The organism is Halorientalis marina (genome assembly GCF_023028345.1).
GTDB classification, from domain to species: Archaea; Halobacteriota; Halobacteria; order Halobacteriales; family Haloarculaceae; genus Halorientalis; species Halorientalis marina.
In genome coordinates, this window is sequence record NZ_CP095488.1 from 121,144 (window position 1) to 138,558 (window position 17,415).

The 17,415-nt window shown below is 63.5% G+C and carries 17 protein-coding genes and 2 pseudogenes; 10 read left to right on the forward strand and 9 right to left on the reverse strand.

Annotation, left to right across the window (positions count from 1 at the left end; translation table 11 throughout):
- The first annotated feature begins 230 nt into the window (after positions 1–230).
- Positions 231–854, forward strand: coding sequence for a plastocyanin/azurin family copper-binding protein (locus MUG96_RS19575; protein WP_308220124.1), 624 nt, complete (start codon positions 231–233; stop codon positions 852–854).
- 68 nt (positions 855–922) lie between these two features.
- Here the strand turns inward: MUG96_RS19575 and MUG96_RS19580 are convergent, their stop codons facing one another.
- From MUG96_RS19580 to MUG96_RS19590, 3 genes and pseudogenes are all read right to left on the reverse strand, one after another.
- A complete protein-coding gene (locus MUG96_RS19580) occupies positions 923–1,105 on the reverse strand; it encodes a hypothetical protein (RefSeq protein WP_246989321.1) in 183 nt (60 codons plus the stop codon).
- Positions 1,106–1,624: 519 nt separating this feature from the next.
- Complete coding sequence (locus MUG96_RS19585; protein WP_246989323.1) at positions 1,625–2,026, reverse strand: DUF6788 family protein; 402 nt, start codon at positions 2,024–2,026, stop codon at positions 1,625–1,627.
- Positions 2,027–2,081: 55 nt separating this feature from the next.
- Positions 2,082–2,287, reverse strand: a pseudogene (locus tag MUG96_RS19590) (site-specific integrase); the annotation flags it as partial.
- A 216-nt stretch (positions 2,288–2,503) separates the two neighbouring features.
- On the opposite strand from MUG96_RS19590, the gene MUG96_RS19595 reads away from it, so the two are divergent.
- Positions 2,504–3,247 carry a putative universal stress family protein gene (locus tag MUG96_RS19595; protein ID WP_246989326.1) on the forward strand — a complete coding sequence of 248 codons (744 nt, stop codon included), beginning with the start codon at positions 2,504–2,506 and terminating at the stop codon, positions 3,245–3,247.
- A 141-nt stretch (positions 3,248–3,388) separates the two neighbouring features.
- Here MUG96_RS19595 and MUG96_RS19600 read toward each other — a convergent pair whose 3' ends face one another.
- The gene (locus MUG96_RS19600) at positions 3,389–5,248 is read right to left on the reverse strand and encodes a bacterio-opsin activator domain-containing protein (protein WP_246989328.1); all 1,860 of its coding nucleotides are present in this window, start codon (positions 5,246–5,248) and stop codon (positions 3,389–3,391) included.
- A gap of 327 nt (positions 5,249–5,575) precedes the next feature.
- On the opposite strand from MUG96_RS19600, the gene MUG96_RS19605 reads away from it, so the two are divergent.
- From MUG96_RS19605 to MUG96_RS19625, 5 genes are read left to right on the forward strand one after another with little or no spacing between them, the layout of a single operon-like run.
- Positions 5,576–6,604 carry a 4Fe-4S dicluster domain-containing protein gene (locus tag MUG96_RS19605; protein WP_246989330.1) on the forward strand — a complete coding sequence of 343 codons (1,029 nt, stop codon included), beginning with the start codon at positions 5,576–5,578 and terminating at the stop codon, positions 6,602–6,604.
- A gap of 4 nt (positions 6,605–6,608) precedes the next feature.
- Entirely contained in the window at positions 6,609–7,877 is a 1,269-nt protein-coding gene (gene nrfD, locus MUG96_RS19610; RefSeq protein ID WP_246989332.1) for an NrfD/PsrC family molybdoenzyme membrane anchor subunit, read from the forward strand.
- Positions 7,874–11,128, forward strand: a complete 3,255-nt coding sequence (locus MUG96_RS19615) for a molybdopterin-dependent oxidoreductase (RefSeq protein WP_246989334.1) — start codon at positions 7,874–7,876, stop codon at positions 11,126–11,128. Before nrfD ends, MUG96_RS19615 begins: the two co-directional genes overlap by 4 nt.
- Entirely contained in the window at positions 11,125–11,889 is a 765-nt protein-coding gene (locus MUG96_RS19620) for a TorD/DmsD family molecular chaperone (RefSeq protein WP_308220123.1), read from the forward strand. Before MUG96_RS19615 ends, MUG96_RS19620 begins: the two co-directional genes overlap by 4 nt.
- On the forward strand, positions 11,886–12,968 hold the full coding sequence (locus MUG96_RS19625) for an Mrp/NBP35 family ATP-binding protein (RefSeq protein ID WP_246989336.1): 1,083 nt from the start codon (positions 11,886–11,888) through the stop codon (positions 12,966–12,968). Before MUG96_RS19620 ends, MUG96_RS19625 begins: the two co-directional genes overlap by 4 nt.
- A 47-nt stretch (positions 12,969–13,015) precedes the next feature.
- On the opposite strand, the gene MUG96_RS19630 is transcribed toward MUG96_RS19625, so the two are convergent.
- Both MUG96_RS19630 and MUG96_RS19635 read right to left on the reverse strand, forming a co-directional pair.
- On the reverse strand, positions 13,016–13,291 hold the full coding sequence (locus tag MUG96_RS19630) for a DUF7521 family protein (RefSeq protein ID WP_246989338.1): 276 nt from the start codon (positions 13,289–13,291) through the stop codon (positions 13,016–13,018).
- Positions 13,288–13,647 (reverse strand): ArsR/SmtB family transcription factor, encoded by a 360-nt coding sequence (locus MUG96_RS19635; protein WP_246989340.1) that lies wholly within the window; start codon positions 13,645–13,647, stop codon positions 13,288–13,290. Before MUG96_RS19635 ends, MUG96_RS19630 begins: the two co-directional genes overlap by 4 nt.
- A gap of 105 nt (positions 13,648–13,752) precedes the next feature.
- On the opposite strand from MUG96_RS19635, the gene MUG96_RS19640 reads away from it, so the two are divergent.
- Both MUG96_RS19640 and MUG96_RS19645 read left to right on the forward strand, forming a co-directional pair.
- Positions 13,753–14,196: a hypothetical protein gene (locus MUG96_RS19640; protein WP_246989342.1), complete on the forward strand. Its 444-nt coding sequence runs from the start codon at positions 13,753–13,755 to the stop codon at positions 14,194–14,196.
- A gap of 18 nt (positions 14,197–14,214) precedes the next feature.
- Positions 14,215–14,481, forward strand: a complete 267-nt coding sequence (locus tag MUG96_RS19645; protein ID WP_246989344.1) for a hypothetical protein — start codon at positions 14,215–14,217, stop codon at positions 14,479–14,481.
- A 10-nt stretch (positions 14,482–14,491) separates the two neighbouring features.
- Here the strand turns inward: MUG96_RS19645 and MUG96_RS19650 are convergent, their stop codons facing one another.
- Together MUG96_RS19650 and MUG96_RS19655 are read right to left on the reverse strand one after the other, a co-directional pair.
- A complete protein-coding gene (locus tag MUG96_RS19650; RefSeq protein WP_246989346.1) occupies positions 14,492–15,043 on the reverse strand; it encodes a hypothetical protein in 552 nt (183 codons plus the stop codon).
- The gene (locus MUG96_RS19655) at positions 15,040–15,738 is read right to left on the reverse strand and encodes a DsbA family protein (RefSeq protein ID WP_246989348.1); all 699 of its coding nucleotides are present in this window, start codon (positions 15,736–15,738) and stop codon (positions 15,040–15,042) included. Before MUG96_RS19655 ends, MUG96_RS19650 begins: the two co-directional genes overlap by 4 nt.
- Before the next feature lie 401 nt (positions 15,739–16,139).
- Between MUG96_RS19655 and MUG96_RS19660 the strand changes: the two genes are divergently transcribed.
- Positions 16,140–16,529: an STAS/SEC14 domain-containing protein gene (locus tag MUG96_RS19660; RefSeq protein WP_246989350.1), complete on the forward strand. Its 390-nt coding sequence runs from the start codon at positions 16,140–16,142 to the stop codon at positions 16,527–16,529.
- A gap of 208 nt (positions 16,530–16,737) precedes the next feature.
- On the opposite strand, the pseudogene MUG96_RS19665 reads toward MUG96_RS19660, so the two are convergent.
- Positions 16,738–17,364, reverse strand: a pseudogene (locus MUG96_RS19665) (IS6 family transposase).
- Between the last annotated feature and the right edge of the window lie 51 nt (positions 17,365–17,415).

The following is a 17,415-nucleotide window of genomic DNA, read 5'->3' on the forward strand; positions in this document are numbered from 1 at the left end:
CTCACACCGGCCGGTCGATGCCCGTGTTCCCGACCGCCCGGAGTCGGTGCCGGACCTCCGCGCGGACCGGCGCCGAATAGAGGTGGCTACGACGATATCAGGTTGATTACAGTCGACGACAGCTCTTGGGAGTTATCGGTGCCGGCGCAGTCGCCGGGACGGGCTTCACCCAGTGGGCGAACGCACAGGAGACGCCCGTCGTGGAGATGGGCAACAACTAGTTCGATCCGATCGGGCTACGTGTCGAACCAGGCACGACCGTTCGATTCGAGATCGAAGCCGGAGCGAATTCAGCAACGGCGTACCCGGATCGCATTCCGGAGGGAGCTACCGCCTTCGATAGCGGCACGATCTCGCAGGGCAGCTTCGAACACACGTTCGAGACTCCGGGCACGTACGATTACTACTGCATCCCCCACGAGTCAATTGGAATGGTCGGACGGATCGTCGTCGGGAGCCCCGGCGGACCAGCGGAAGAGAGTTCGATCCCGAGCGGTGAGGTCCCATCGAGTGAGGCGGTCGTCGAGGAGGGAGCAATCGCCTACGGTTCGGACAGTGGTGGGAGTGGAAATACTGGAGGCGGAATGATGGAACCAGGCGGTCACGGGATGATAAACGGCCGCAATGGAGGGGGGACTGGGCGGCTTCCAATCGCTGGTGGGGTGCTCGGAATGCTCGGCATTCTCGGCGGCGCGCTCTATTTGCTACGAAACCGAACGTCTCCCCGTTCGAGTCCTGACCACTCCGCCAAAGAAGTGCTCCAGAAGCGCTATGCCAGCGGCGAGATCGACGAGGAGGAATACAGACGCCGCCGTGAACGACTGGACGCATCCGACGAGGACGTCTCCGATTGAGTGTCACCAAGAGAGGGAAATCGATATCACGGTCACGACGTTGACCGCCGGCATCCCCCGCATCACGATCACTGACTCGCCGAATCGATGGCGAACGTCCTGACGACACTCCGGAGGCTCATTCCGAAGAAAAACCCGACGAGACCGGCCAGGATCGCCGTTTTCGTCCCACCCATCGCGAACCCGAGAGCGACGGCTGGAAGCCCGATCAGCACACCGGATCGTTCAGCGAGTGCCGGGAACAGTTGCATACGTTGGCGGAACGCCCAGTCGGGAATAGGTCCCCTCCCGAAGGTGTTCGTCGGTACTCGACGGCCCCCTTCGCACCCCCCATAGCCCGGGCCTGGATTACTTCCCACGAACTCCCAGGTGAGTCCAGTCCCGAGAGACCGGTAGACAGCGCTGCCAACCGAGCACACCACTCTATCGACCCACACCATATCGCGAAATCGGCCGATTCGGCAGAAGGTACTTTCCCTGCGACGAGCAATCCCTTAGCATGGGCGACCCGGCCTGTTATCGCGATTTCTGTCCGGAGTGTGACGCACAGATCACTATCGTGGACGGCGAGTGCCCGGACTGTGGGGCGTTTCTTGCGGATGAGTAGCCCGTCGCGACACTGAGACGCGTCAGTTCGTTCTCCTGTCGGCCGGTCGTGAGTTCGGATACGGGGGCCTGCATCGATGTAACCGGTGAGGATATCGACGACGGGCGTCGGGAACTCCGTCGTCGGTATCGATGGCTCGTGGGCGGGTAGCTGTCGGCTCGCGTTACTCCCTGTCGGGTGAAACAGGTGCCACGTATTGCGATTTGATCTGTTCACCGTCGCGCCACTGGAGGTAATAGTAGTCGTTGTCGTTGATGGTCTTCGTGGTGATCGTTCCCTTTGTCGACGCGATACCAGCCTTGTCGACGGCTTCCTCGAGGGCATCTTCCCACGTCTCGTCGTCCCAGTCATCCGGAACCTCGTCAGTGTCCTGGGCCGACTGTGCTTGCAGTTCCTGATCGGCCCGAGATTCCTTCCAGCCGGCGAGTGACAGCGCGTAGTTCGAGGCGAGACGGAGTCGGTCCGGGCTCTGACTTTCCAGCGCGTCCACGAGATACGCCGGGAGCTCCTCCGGTGGTGCCGGTGGACCCCCTCCAGTCATGCGGTCAGGTTCCTCAGGTGCCATCGGTGGTTCTCTCGTATATTAACCAACAGCCGGCGCAATCAGTTAGTTTTGTTGGTTAGTGTGACGAACTACCGATCTCTTCGAGGGTCCCGGTTGCGATATCACCAAGCTCGCCTGACTCAATCTGTGAGCCCCGCTCGCGCACCATCTCCTCGGAGCTGTTCGAGTATCGGGCAGCAACGGTGTATCCGAACGCTCGGACAGGGACCTCGCCCATCCCACGCCGACTGCCGTGTGGGGTGTGTGGTCGTGTTTCGGATGTCGATTGCGGGGGTTTGCGATTTCGCGACCCGACGCCCCGAGTCGTGAACGGAACGAGAACGACCCGTGTGGAGAGGGTCGACACAGGGCCCACGATGAAGCAGAACACTTCCGATTGCCTGCCGCTGTGTCGACAGCACGTGAGTCATTGGCTTTATTGACAGCACGAACATACTTCGTAGCCAGGCCAGTCAGATCGCACTGGAAGTTCAAACAATGCCCGACAGACCACGTATCCTCGTCCCGGTCCGTGTCCTCGAAGGGGAATCGATACCGGAGGGTGTTCCCGAACTCCTCGCGAACGCTCACGTCGTCCTGCTGGGGTATCACGTCGTGCCGGACCAGACCGCGACCGACCAGTCACGCTACCAGTTCGAAGACAAGGCGACTCGCCGTCTCAGTGATTTCACGGCGATACTCGAACACGCTGGGGCGACGGTGGAGTCGACACTCGTGTTCACCCACGATGGGCAGACCACGATCGATCGAATGACGGCAGAGCACGACTGCCACGCGGTACTGATCCCGAACGCGACGAGACCGATCGAGAACGTGCTGGTCGCGATCCGTGGGATCGTTGGCATCGACCGATTCGTCCGTCTCGTATCGGGCCTGTTCGCGTCGATCGACGTCGACGTAACACTGTACCACGTCGCCGAAGAGGACGAAACTGACGAGGACGTGGAGACGCTGCTCGATGGCGTCGCGAATCGCCTCATCGATGCGGGTCTCTCCTCGGACGCGATCGATATCCAGATTTCCCGTGAGGGCTCGCCACAAGGGTTGATCGTCGATACGTCCGACGACTACGACACGATCGTCATGGGGGAATCCGATCCATCGGTGACGACCTTCCTGTTCGGAATGACTGCGGACCAGGTCGCCGAGCAGTTCCTGGGCCCGGTATTCGTCATTCAGCACGAGGACCAGGACGAAGGTGAGGGAACCGCCACCGATTGACCGCCTCCCTCCTCGGAGTGGGCTTTCGCCTCGCTACCGCTGTACCGAACGGTGCTGGTCGAGAAGTCGTCGTTCAGGGGGTACTCGCCGTGGCTGGGCCTTCCGGACGAGCGGGCAGATCGGACGGGTGCGCCTCCGCCCTTACCGATCCGCCTGTAACTGATTGGTAACCGTGTCGCCGAACAGAATCTCGAAGAGTTTGTTCTCGGCCGCTCGCAGATGCTGTGTGAAGGTCGTCTGTGAGATATCCATCATCGACGCGACTTCCTCGCCGCTGTGCTCGCGGGGCCAGTCGAAGAAGCCAGCGAAGTAGGCGGTCTGTGCGGCCTCTCGCTGTCGCTCCGTCAGTGACGATTCGAGCCGCGCCCGGAACGCGGCTTCGGTCTCGACCTCCCGTTCACGTTCCCGCTGGGCGACGAGGTCCAGTTTTGGATAGGTCGTCCGGAGTGCGTCGACGACGGTTCTGATGTCGTTCGAACTGGCGACTTCCGCCTGCAGCCGACCGCTCTCGCCGGTGAGCGACAGCGACTCGATGCCAGCGCCGTACTGAGCCAGCGTCGCGATGAGAGACGCGTCGTCGACAGCTATCCGGAACAGTTCACGGTCGTCTTGGGTGCACACGTGCTGGACCGAGTCGATGTGAGCGGCCTCGCCTGCGTAGTCGACGACCGCATCGGGCGTCGTCCCCGCGATGGTGACGTACTGGAGGCGTTCCCCGTCGCCATCGGCTGCGATATGCTCCAGGTCGACCGTACAATCCAACTGCGCCGCCAGGTCGGTGAGTGGTTCGTCGATGCCGTGCAACTCGAACTCGAGTTCGGTCACGTTATCGGAGGCCAGAGTCTGCTTGCTCTCGACGGCGCTGATCGCGTCCGCGATGGTCCGGCCAAGCTCGGCGAAGATCTCGCGCTCGATCAGATCGAACGCGTTCGGGTCGCTCGTTTCCACGACGAGGACGCCGTATTCGGCACCGCGATAGGCCAGGGGGACGACGACGGCGGTCGACGTCTGGCCCTCTTCCGGCGTCCCGGGTTCGACCCTCGTAAACACGGGCTCCTGTGCGCCCAGTGCCTCGTCGACTGGCGTCGGTGCAGTGGCACAGAGCGCGTCGATTCGATCGTCCAGTGTGGCGGCATCGGTGCCGGCCCAGGAACGCGGACTGACGGACCCGTCGACCAGGCCACGGCCGGCGACCCAGGCCACGTCGAAGAGGTCGGCACCGGTCAGCCGTTCACAGACTGCCCGTTCGATATCGTCGCGCGTCGAGGCGGCGACCAGTTCACGATTGATGTCCCGAAGAACCGTGTTGGTGTTGTTCAGCAACTCGAGGCGCTCGTTTTGCGCTTCGATGTGGAGCTCGCGTTCCTTCCGGTCGGTGATGTCCCGCTCGACGGCGACGTACCGCTCGACCTCGCCGTCGTCGTCGGTGATCGGAGCGATGGTCGTATCGACCCAACAGAGCTCGCCGGATTCGCGTTGGTTCGTGATCTCCCCGTCCCAGACCGAACCGGAGGCGATCTGTTCCCAGAGGTCGGCGTAGAACGCGTCGTCGTGTTTCCCGGACTGCCAGAGCCGTGGGTTCTCTCCCAACACCTCGTCCGGTTCGTACCCGGTGACCGATTCGACCGCCGGATTCGCGTACTCGATGGTGCCGTCCGGGTCGGTCAGGAAGATCGCGTGGCCAGCGTGTTCGATTGCCTTCCGGAACCCCCGGAGCCGGTCGTTTGCCCGCTGGAGCTCCGTCTTGATATTCGCCTCCTCCTCGACGTACTTTGAGAGGTAGTAGATCGTCAGTATCGTGAGGACGCTGACGACGAGTCCGGGGAGTTCGTCCAGGCCGGCACCGGCAGTCTGCATCGTGAGAATCTGACGTAGCGCCATAAACGAGAGCAGAAGCGTCAGGAAGCCAAAGCGGCGGTCGCGGCTACGAGAGAGCAACAACAGCGAGTAGCCGACGCCGAGCAGCCGCAGTCCAATCGATAGCAGGATGATCCAGTTCATGCGAGTCCCTCGTGGAGTGCTGCGTGACCAGCTGACCGCCGCCCGAGCTCGCTCCCAGTGATTCGGCTCGGCCAGCACATGGTCGAAGGTTGACTACGCGGCCGGATAAATATCAGCATTCAGAGAAGCGGCTGCGTGCGCGCTGGATCGCGGTCGGACCTCCCACCCAAATAGTATTGGTGTCCCGATTATGGGGGCAAAATCGCTCGCTGCGCGGGCCAAACAGTATTGGTACAACACTCTCCACGGGCGTCTGCGTACATCTACGTGTATGCACCGAGGAACCAACCGGCCCCCGATGGGCCGAGCGTCGACCGGGTGGTGGCGATGAGTAGTGCCGACGACGGTGACACCCTCCCGGGTGTCCCGAACGTCCAGAAGCAAGACCTCGACGCGATGGTCGAAGAGGAACGGGTGGACCCGCGCGAGGAACTCGCGGACGTGGACGCCGACACCGACCTCGGGATCGCGATGGCCGAAGACGCCAAACGCGTCTCACGCGGCGAACTCTCCGGTGACGAGTACTGGAACAGGTACGACGAGGCCGCGGCCGCGGAGTTCGGTGACTCGTACCGCGAGACGCCGAACCCGGCCATCGACGCCGACGACCAGACCATCTCGGCGGAGACCGCCGACTCCCTGGGCTGTGCGGTCGGCTCGATGGACTCGGTTGCCGCGGAGTCGGCCAAGTCCGAGGACTCGGACGGGGGCATCGGTGCCGGCGACGAAAAGTGGGGGATGGTGATCGACTTACAGAAGTGCGTCGGCTGTGATTCGTGTACGGTCGCCTGCAAGGCCGAAAACCGGACACCGCCGGGAGTCTCCTACAACGTGGTGATGGAGGAAGAACACGGCGAGTTCCCCGAGGTCACGCGCACGAACGTGCCGCGCCCGTGCATGCAGTGTGAGAACCCGCCCTGTGTGCAGGTGTGTCCGGTGTCGGCGACGTACAAGATGGACGACGGCGTCGTCAACATCGATTACGACCGCTGTATCGGCTGTCGATACTGTATCATCGCGTGCCCGTACGGCGCACGCTACTTCGACTTCGGCGAGAACTACGACGACGAGATCGCGGAGGCGGGCGAGGTGACCAGCCCGGAGTACGGCGTCGACCGCGGGAAACGCGAGGCGGGCAAATCACCGGTCGGCAACGTTCGGAAGTGTAGCTTCTGTACGCACCGTCTGGAACGGGGCGAAGAACCGGCCTGTGTCGAGACCTGTATCGGGGACGCCCGCAACATGGGCGACCTCGACGATCCGGACAGCGAGGTCGCGGAGATGGCCGACTCCTCGCGCGCCTTCCAGCTCAAAGAGAACGAGGGGACCGACCCCAACGTGTACTACCTCAGCTAGAACGATGGCAACTGAAAGCTCTCGGTTCGAGTTCGATCCCGGGTTCGAGGACGGACGACTGCGCGTCGTCTGGTACGCGTTCATCGCCGTTCTCCTGGCCGGCGGTGGCTACGCGACGTACCTGCGCATCACCCAGGGGATGGCGAGTACCAACCTCACGAGCATCGTGCCGTGGGGTGCGTGGGTCGCCTTCTACATCTACTTCGTCGGCCTCTCGGCGGGCGCCTTCCTCGTGAGTACGATGGCGAACGTCTTCGAGATCGAGGGGATGCACCGCGTCGACCGTGACGCGCTGTTCGCGGCCATCATCAGCATGGTCGTCGCCCTGCTGTTCGTCTGGATCGATCTCGGTCGGATGGACCGGATGTACTTCCCGTTTATCTGGCGGCAGTTGACGTCCGCACTCTCCTGGGAAGTCCACGCCTACGTGGCCTACATCGGCATCCTGGTCACGGAACTGTACTTTTCGATGCGGATCGACCTGGCGCGCGTCGCCTCCAGTGTCTCCGGGCTGCGCGCCAAACTCTACGCGCTGCTGGCGCTCGGTCGCACCGACACGAGCGACGAATCACGGGCGTTCGACCAGCGCTGGCTCAAACGGGCCGGCATCGTCGGCATCCCGCTGGCGATCTTCACGGTCCACGGTGGGACGGGCGTGCTGTTCGCAGTCGCGAAGGCCCGCCCCTACTGGAACAGCGGCCTGTTCCCCGTGATCTTCATCATCTCGGCGTTGCTGAGCGGGACGGCGCTGGTGATGCTGCTGTACGTGTTGCGAACGCGGCTGTTCGACGGCGAGACTGTCGACCGCGACCTGCTCGACCGGCTCGCACAGTTGCTGGTCGGGTTCATCGTCATCGACGCCGCGCTCACGGCCATCGAGGCGCTGATCGCGGTGACCAGTCTCCACCCCCACGAGGTCGAAACCTGGCAACTCGTGCTGTTCGGCCCCATGTCCTGGTCGTTCTGGTGGTTCATGGTCGGTGCCAGCTGGGTGTTCCCGATGGTCCTGCTCACCAGACGGAAATGGCGGCGCTCCCCGACGGCGATGGTCCTCGCGGGACTCTCCGTCGTGGTCGGCGTCATCGCGGTGCGGTTCAACATCGTCGTGCCCGCGCAGATCCTCCCCGTCATGGAGGGGCTTCCCCACGGGGAGTACTTCCCGTCGCTGGTCGAGTGGGGGGCGAGCGTCGGTATCGTGGCCGTGGGCCTGCTGCTGTACACGATCGGTGCGGAGTTGCTACCGCTGACGCCGCTCGGAGGTGACCATCAATGAGCACTGATGACGACACGGAGTCCGGTGCGTCGGTTTCGCGCCGTGACTTCGTCAAGGCAGTCGGGAGTATCGGCGTCGTCGCCGGCGCGAGTAGCGCCGCGATCAATATGGACGTGACGGGCCTGTGGAGCGACGAGCCACACTACGTCGGCACGGACTACGGCGAGTACGGGGCCAGCGACGTGATCCACACGACCTGTGGGCAGTGCAATACGTTCTGTCCTATCAAGGTTCGCCTGGCCGACGCCAGCGGCACCGGCGAGTACAGTTCGCTCGTGCGCAAACTCGCGGGCAACCCGTACTCGTTCCTCAACACCCAGCCGTTCTCGCAGGTCCCCTACGAGAGCGACCCCGAAGCCGTTGCGACGGGTGACCTCGACGGCACCGGTGACGTGGACACGGATCGGTGGTCGCTGTCCGGTGGCCGCATCTGCCTGAAGGGGCAGGCGGGCATCCAGACGGCCTTCGACACGTATCGGGTCCGCAAGCCGATGAAACGCGTCGGGCCGCGTGGCTCCGGCGAGTGGCAGACGATCTCCTGGGACCAGGCCATCGAGGAAATCGTCGAGGGCGACGACGAACTCGACCACCCCGGCCTCCGCGAGATGTGGGCGTTCGCGCCCCAGGACGAGGTGATGAGCGACTGGGAGGCCGTCCAGAACGACGAGATGGACAAGGAGCGCTTCGACGAGAAGTGGGACGACCAACTCATCGACACGGACCACCCCGACCTGGGGCCGAAAGCCAACCAGGTCGTCGACGTCGGCGGCTTCCGGCGCAACTTCATCCGGAAACGGCTCTGGAAGCAGGGGCTCGGATCGGTCAACAGTTTCCACCACGCCGGGACCTGTGGCTTCTCCAGCGTGATGGGGAACGTCCGCTCTCACGACGGAAAGAAAAAGCGCCAGTACCCCGACATCGAGGAGGCCGAATACGTCCTGGTGTGGGGAACGAACCCGATGGTTGCCAACAAGGGACCGACGTGGCTCGCCCCGAAACTCACCAACGCTATCGAGGACGGGATGCGGATGGACGTGGTCGATCCACGCCTCTCGAAGACCGCCGAGAAAGCCGACACGTGGGTCCCGGTCGAACCCGGCGCGGACGGTGCCCTGGCGCTCGGCATGGCCCGGTGGATCATCGACCACGACCGGCACGACCTGACGTACCTGCAGAACCCGTCCGAATCGGCCGCGAACGACGACGACGAGCCGACCTGGAGCGACGCGACTCACCTCGTCCTCGCCGACGAGGAAGCGGGGGCGAAGGCACGGGCCGCGGAGGTGGGACTCGTCGCACCCGACGCCGACACGGCCGACGACTACGTCGTGGTCGACGCCGATTCCGGCGAACCCCGTCCCGCGAGCGAGGTCGAGACGGCCGTGCTGGACGTCGACGTGACCGTCAACGGTCGGCGGGTCGAGAGCGTCTGGAGTCAGTACCGCGACCGCGTCTTCGAGTACACGCTCGAAGAGTACGCCGAGATGGCGGGCGTGTCGGTCGATACGATCGCCGAGGTGGCAGACGAGTTCACCAGCCACGGCAAGCAGGCGGCGATCATGGCCTACCGCGGACCGGCGAAACACACGAACGGCTTCTACAACACGCGCGCTATCGCCACGCTCCAACACCTGATCGGGAACTACGACTGGAAGGGCGGCCAGATCACGCCCTACGCCGGCTACGACACGATGTCCGGCCGGTACGAACTCGGCCAGGTCCCCGACGGCTACTCCCCGTGGGGCATCCCGTTGCTCCGCGGTGGCGTCAACTACGAGGACACGAGCCTGTTCGAGCGCGACGACGGCTACCCGGCCACGCGACCGTGGTTCCCCGTCGCACCGCCCCAGGCCACACAGGAACTCTACGGCAGTGCCGCAGACGAGTACCCCTACGGCGTGAACGCCCTGTTCATCCGACCGTACTCGAACAACCACGTCATGGCGGTCGCAGGCGGCGATCAGATCCCCGAGGTTTTGCGGGACACCGACGCCATTCCGCTGGTGGTTGCCTCCGACACGGTCATCGGCGAGACCAGCAGGTACGCGGACTACATCCTGCCCGAACCAACCTACATGGAACGGTGGGAGAACTTCGGGACGTACCCGAACAAGCGCCTGGCGGACGAAAAGATCAGTCAGCCGGCGATTTCGGTCGTCCCGGACGCCAGACCCTTCGAGGACGTCCTCATCGACGTCTGGAAGCGGCTGGACCTGCCGGGGGTCGGCGACGACGCGATTCCCGACGCCGACGGCGACCTGTGGCCGCTCGACCAGGCCGAGGACTTCTACGTGAAACTGGCAGCCAACATCGCCTACTCCCGCGACCCCGTGCGGGACGCGAGCGACGAGGAACGCGACGTGTTCCGCCAGAGCCACGAGAAGGGCCTGGGCTCTGCGTTCGATCTCGGCCGCTGGAAGCAGGCGGTTACCGACGAGGAGTGGTCGAAAGTCGTCACGGTGTTGAACCGGGGCGGTCGGTTCGAAGAGCCCGTCGAGAACTACGGGGCGGCGTTCGAGACGCACGGGCACGACTACGATTACGCGGACCGGCTCGACGACTCGAACGCGTACGACGGCGATCACATGCGCTACAAACTCGGGACGCGCGTGGACTTCTACAGCGAAGCCGTCCCCACGGGCAAGCACTCCTACACTGGCGAGCGGTTCGATCCGCTCCCCAGGGTCGACGACGTCGAACACTACAACGGCGACGTCCAGGCGGCCGTGGAGAGCGAGGGCGACCAGGACCGGCCGCTGCGGTTGATCAACTGGAAACCCCGGACCCAGGGGATGCACCGGACGCAGAACAGCCCGTGGCTGCGCGAGACCCGTCCGGAGAACCCCCTCTGGATAAACCCCGATGACGCGGAAGAACGGGGTATCGAAAACGGCGACGAGATCGTCATCGACGCCGGTCGCCGCACCGTCGAGGGACTAGCGATGGTCACGAACGGCATTCGACCCGGCGTCGTCGGCACGATGTGGGGCTGGGGCCGGACCGGCGACGGTGCGACGGCCGAAACCGTCGACGGGAACACGTGCGGACCGGTCGAGTCCGACGGCCACACGTCCTACCAGTTCGACAAGCCGATGAGCGACGAAGCGGGGATCGCGAAGGGCCGCGACGCCGGCTTCGCCGTCAACCACGTCCAGCCGCTGGACGCGGAACTCGGCGACACCGGCCTCTCGGATCTCGTGGGCGGCAGCAACGCACAGTACGACGCGTTCGTCGAGGTGAGACGACAGTGACCGACCCATCCGCGCCCCCCGAGAAGCGGTCGACCGGCGAGACACTGCCGTCGGACGGGCCGGCGGACCCCGAGCCGGAGGCGATGGCGCAGGCCCGTGCCCGCGTGTACGGCCTGCTGGCGGCCACGTTCGACGGCGAGACGGCGACGACTGCGACGGCGCTCGATGACGGGGCGTTCGACCGCCTCGCAGCCGTCCTGCCGGTGGCTATCGACACCAGCGACCTCGCGGGGACGGACTACGACCCGGTGGCCCTGGGTGTCGGCTACGACAATCTGTTCGTCGTCCCGGGGGCACACTACGTGCCACCGTTCGCGTCCGCACACGCGACCGACCCGAGCGAGGAGTTCGAGTCCGACTCGAAGTATCACTCGGCCGGCGAGGCTGGCGAACTGCTCGGCGATCCGGCAGCCGAGATGGCCCACATCTACGACACGGCCGGGTTCGAGCCAGAGCGCGGTGACGGTATCCCCGACCACCTGGCTGCCTGCCTGGAGTGTATGCGCGCGCTCTGTGAACGCGAAGCGGCCATCCTGAACGGAACGGACGACGAGGACGCACTCGCCGGCGTGCGGCAACTCCAGGCGCTGACGCTGTCGCACCTGGGCTGGCTCGACCGGTTCGAGGAAGCCGTCGCCGCCGAGGACACCGTCGAAGGCGTCTTCGCCACGCTCGCCCGAATCGCTCGAACCTTCACCGCCTGGGACGCCCGCGAGGGCGTCCAGGAACCGACACCGCGGACGGAACGTGAATCCCAATGACATCACCCGATATATCAGAAGCCGACCTGCGTGATCGCCTGTGCGCCGTCGTGGACCCGGCGCTCGAAACAGACATCGTCAGTGCCGGGCTCGTCACCGACCTCGACATCGAGGACGGGACGGCCCACGTGGAACTCGCACTCGGTGCGCCGTACGCGCCGGACGAGTCCGACATCGCGGACCGCATCCGCGAGGTCATCGACGAAACGGGACTGGACGCCGAACTCGCGGCCAACGTGCCGCTGTTCGAGGACGCCGAAGCCTCGGTCTTGCCGGGCGTGCGAAACGTGATCGCCGTCGCGTCGGGCAAAGGCGGCGTCGGCAAGAGCACCGTCGCCGTCAACCTCGCCGCCGGCCTGGCCGACCGCGGGGCCGACGTCGGCCTGTTCGATGCCGACGTGTACGGCCCGAACGTGCCCCGGATGCTCGGCGTCGACACTGATTCGGACGTGTCGACCGTCGACGGGGGCGAACGGATCGACCCGCCGACAGCCCACGGCCTGGACCTGATGAGCGTCGGCCTGCTGATCGACGACGACGACCCGGTCGTCTGGCGTGGCCCGGTCGCACAGAACACCCTCACCGACCTCTTCAGCGACGTCGCGTGGGGGACGCTCGACTACCTGGTCGTCGACCTCCCGCCGGGCACCGGCGACGTGCAGTTGACCGTCCTGCAGCACCTGCCCGTCACGGGCACGGTCGTCGTTACGACGCCGCAGTCGGTCGCCGTCGACGACACGCGCCGCGGCGTCGAGATGTTCGCCGAGTACGACACGAACGTACTGGGCGTCGTCGAGAACATGAGTTCGTTCGTCTGTTCGGATTGCGGGAGCGAACACGACGTCTTCGGTGAGGGCGGTGGCCGGTCCCTCGCCGACGCTGTCGACGTGCCGTATCTCGGCTCGCTCCCGCTCGACCCGTCGGTCCGGATCGCGTCCGACACGGGCGAGCCGATCGTCGGCCAAGAGGCCGGCGGGACTGCTGGGGCCTTCCGTGAACTGTCTGCGACAGTCGCGAACAAGGTGGGCGTCCTGCGGCGCCACCACAGACAGCAGACGGCCGCCGGAACCAGTGACTGAAAACGGGAGCTGCGGCAGGGACGGCCCGACCCAACCCTGCACGCTACTCAGTCGGTATCGAACGTGAGCGACGCCAGGATGAGCAGGAGGCCACCCGAGACGAGCACCGCCTGCAACAGTGCGGCTGAGAGGAGGGACGCCCCGAACACCTGGAACACGAGGCTCTCACAGATCGCACCGACGCCGATAAAGAGGAAGCCCGCGGAGACGTACCGCATCGGCTCGCGGTTGCTTCGCCGGTAGCCGTGGTACGCCAGCGCGGCAACGACGAGGCTGAGCGCGAGCGTCACCAGTTTTGCGAGCAGGATCGGTGGCTGAATCATGTGCTGTCCCGGAGGTCCGACCAGAGTGACGTGAAGTTATCAGCGAGTTCGTCACGCGTGGCAACCGAGAGGTCGATGTCCCCGTCCGAGAGCTCGAGATGCAACTCTTCGAGCGTCGTTTCGAACACTCGATGATGTGAGCCATCGGCGTCGACGGTCGAGCGTTCGTCGACGAGGTTGTGTTCCTGGAGCGTCGAGACACGTCGGTAGACCGTCGTCAAGGAGGCATCACAGAGACGGCTGAGGTCTTTCGCTGTCCGTGGCTCCCGGTCGGCCGCAAGCAGAATCCGCCGCGAGTACTCGTCGGCGAGCAACTGAAAGATCGTCCCGGCAGTCGCCTCGCCACCACTGTCCATGACACACTCTCTTGGACTGCGCGTGAAAGACTCGGCGGTTCGCTTTTTTCCGAGCCTGCAAACGGGCGGTTCACTTTACTACCGCAGTGACGAACGACGGGGTATATGCGACAACGCGGAACGCGCCTCGCCAAAGCAGCCCTCGTTAGCGTCGGGTCGTTCGGGCTGTTCGGCGTCGTGACGGGGCTGATACCGAACCCGGTGTACGTTCGGATGGTCCCGCGAACGGGACTCGACTACCTGTTTCTCCTGCTGACCGCGGCCTTTCTCGGTCTGTACGTGCTCCAGCGCACGCCCGGTAGGACCGAAGACGACACGGCCGCAGGCGCGAGCGCGGTCGTCGGCTTTCTTGCCTTCGGCTGTCCGATCTGTAACGCGTTCCTGCTCGCGCTGTTTAGCAGTTCCGCGCTGATGACGTATCTCAATCCCCTTCGCCCGCTCCTGGGTGCTGGCAGTGTCCTCCTCTTTGGTGGCCTGCTCTACGTCCGCTCGCAGCGCACCTGCGAGCAGTGTGTCGACGGCGAAGCGACGGGATCGACGCTCGACTGAGTAGGTGACAGGAAAACGATGAACTCCACGAACACGACTTCGGACGCGGACGGCGAAGGGCCGACAGCTGCCCGGTGGTCACTGCTCGGTCTCGGTGGTGTCGTGAGTCTCTGCTGTCTGTTCGCGGCACCGGCGACGACCGGCGCCGCCGTCGGCACGGTCAGCGGCGGGGCGACGGCAGCCACCGGCGGCGGTGTCGTCCGCGTGCTCGTCTCCGCACTGACGGTTGGCCTCGTCGGCGTGGTCGTTCGATACCGAATCGATGGTAGCTGTTCCTGTGAGTAGTGACCGACGGTCACTCCTCGCGGTCTGCTGGCGACGGGACGGCGCACTGTCGGGGGTCACCGAGCCGCGCGAGATAGGCAGCCAGCAGGAGGATGCCCGCCACCCGAAGGAGGTTTCCATCGAACGGGAGCGTCGCGAGCGCCCCGGCAAACCCCACCAGTCCGAGGAGCCCTGCCCCACAGCTCGCACAGCCGGAAGCGAGCAACCCGGGCAGCATGGCAGAGAGCCCACGCGCATCGGGTCGCCCAGCCAGCCGAATCCGCCCGAGTGCACTCGTCACCGCGATGCCGGTCATGAGCGCATACCCGACGACGAGTCCGAGACCGACCGCACCCGTCGTCCGGTAGGTGTTCCCCGTCAGCGCCAGGAGCGCGTCGTCGATGTATCCGATATCGGCCCCCAGTAACTGCAACGAGTAGGTCGGGAACGTGCTCAAAACGAGCAGGCAGTAGGTCACGACCGCGACGAAGACAGTCAGAAGCGTCCGTCTGCCCGACGTGAGCGGGTAGCCGAACGCCCCGAGCAAGCGCGCCAGGTGGGCCCGGAGTCGCGAGTCGCTCATGCGTTCTCGACGGTCTCGATTGCCTCGTCGAACCGCGTGGCAGGCTGTGCACCGACCAGTTTGCCAGCCTCGTCCGAATCGCGGTCGTAGATGACAAACGCCGGCGAGCCTCGGAGCCCGAGTTGTCGCGCTCGCTCGACGTCGGTGTCGATGGTCGGCTCGATGTCCGACCGGTTCTCCTGCATACAGGTGTCGACGGCATCCGCGTCGATACCGTCGACCCCACGTGTGATTTCCAGGAGGTTCGATTCGCTCGCCCAGCCCGAATCCTTCTCGCCTTGGTTGTCGTACACCGTCGAGTGCCACTCCCAGTATCGACGCGGATTCTCGTCACGGACCTGCCGCCAGACACACCGGTCCATCACTGCCGCGGTCATCGACCCCTCACTCAGATAGGGAAATTCGATGAGCACGACGCGAACAGTGCCGGAACTGACGTGGTCGTCGATGAGCGTCGGTAACGTGTTCTCCTCGAACCGACGGCAAAACGGACACTGGTAGTCCCCCCAGTAGTACATGTCCAGTGGCGCGTCCATGCGTCCCATGATCGGATGTCCGCCGAGTTCGATGCCGAAACCGGTCGTCTCGGAGCTACTGTGAAACTGTGGTCCGTCCGTCGGCGCAGTGCGGGCCGTGTCCGTCCCCTGGCCTTCGAGTTGTGAACCAGCGTAGACGACACCGCCGGTGGCGGCCACTGTACCGACACCAGCCAGTACGGCTCGACGTGTCCTGGGAGCGTCCGGGATATCCATAGCCCTTAGTCGACGCGTGATACTGATAGGCCAACTGGCGATTCGCTGACTCTGCAAATAGCCGGCGCGACCAGTCACTTCACGACTACTATTGACGCACTACCGACATGATCCGGGATTCCGGCCAGGGCAAACACACGGTCCGCCACGAGACACGGTTAACGGGCCAACCCGTTTTGCGACGCCACACGAAAGCCGAAGACAATCTCACTGAATGGCAGGTGTCAGTATATCTCCAACCCTACAGTTTCCGCACTGTATCGATCAGTACAGACGAATCCCCCCGTATTTTAGGATTGATAATCAGCCAGAACTGCTATTTATGAGCTCATATTTTTCGGGATATGGCGCATTATGAGACGGATTTTCTGACCATAGAATGGGACGATTCGATTGAGGCAGTAATTATGAATTGGACTGCCTTCGCGGAGGGCGACGATTACCGAGAGGGACTGAATGAGGGCCTTGAGTTAATCAAACAACACAATGCGGAGAACTGGTTGGCTGATCTCCGTGACATGGAGACGGTGACGAGTGAGGATCAGCAGTGGACACAGGATGAGTGGCACCCACGGGCGTTCGAGACCTCGATGGAAAACATGGCTATCATTCAGCCCAAAAGTGTTGTCGCCGAGATGTCAGTGGATGATCTGGTGCAGGAGATCGGCAATCAGATCACGATGAATATCTTCGACAACGTGGAGGAGGCAAAGACGTGGATCGACGAACAATGAGTTCCGCCTCCCAGGAATCAATTTAAAGAAACCCACTGTTCAATTGGCGGATTCATCGAACAAGCCAATGACGAGTTGGGCGGATGCGTAGACGTATTCCGGTCCGTGTTCGTGGTCAAACCGTTCTGCGGTCTGGTTGGCTACGATGCTGTGACGAGAGATAAATACGAGAACCATATAAGGGCTGTCAGTGTTGTGAGGGTAGTGGTCAGAGTAGCTGATTCCATGCGAACGCGAATGCTTCGATCCAGTCCTGGCAGTGTCTCGTTTGGCCTTGCCAAAACAGTATGAAAACAAATAGGTATGGCGTTTTCCCTCAAGAAAAATATTTTCGACGCTGTTACGATTTCCGTGGCCGTCGTATCTGAAATCGGGGCCATATCATTGGCTGGCGTCTTTCAGCGGGGCTCCGCCATCGACGAGAATCACAGCATCGTCGACGGCGTGTTTCTCGCGAAGTTCGGCAAAGAACGCGTGAGCGAGAGCGTTCGTTCTCACTGATTCGAGCTTCGTGTGCAACAATCCGTTCGTTTCGGGATCGACGGCGGTGTACAGCCAGTCGCGTTCATCATCGAGTTGGAGCACGGTTTCGTTGACTACAACTTGCTCCGGATTGCATCCATCGTGTGGCTGTAGGTCGGCCTTGTGAACTCAGTTGTGAACGGTGGATCGGGTTCCCTGAATACCGAACACATCGAAAATCGAAACAGTGTTCGATATCGAGAAGACCTAGACGAATACTGAGTTGTATCAGCAGTCGCCGTGTCGCTTCTCGCTCCACAAATGCTAATTCGAGCTCGTCCAAACAGCCGTTGAGACGGGCGTTTTTTGACATGGATCACTAAGAATCGCCTCCACTCCACTTTCGACCCTATCTGAACGCCGC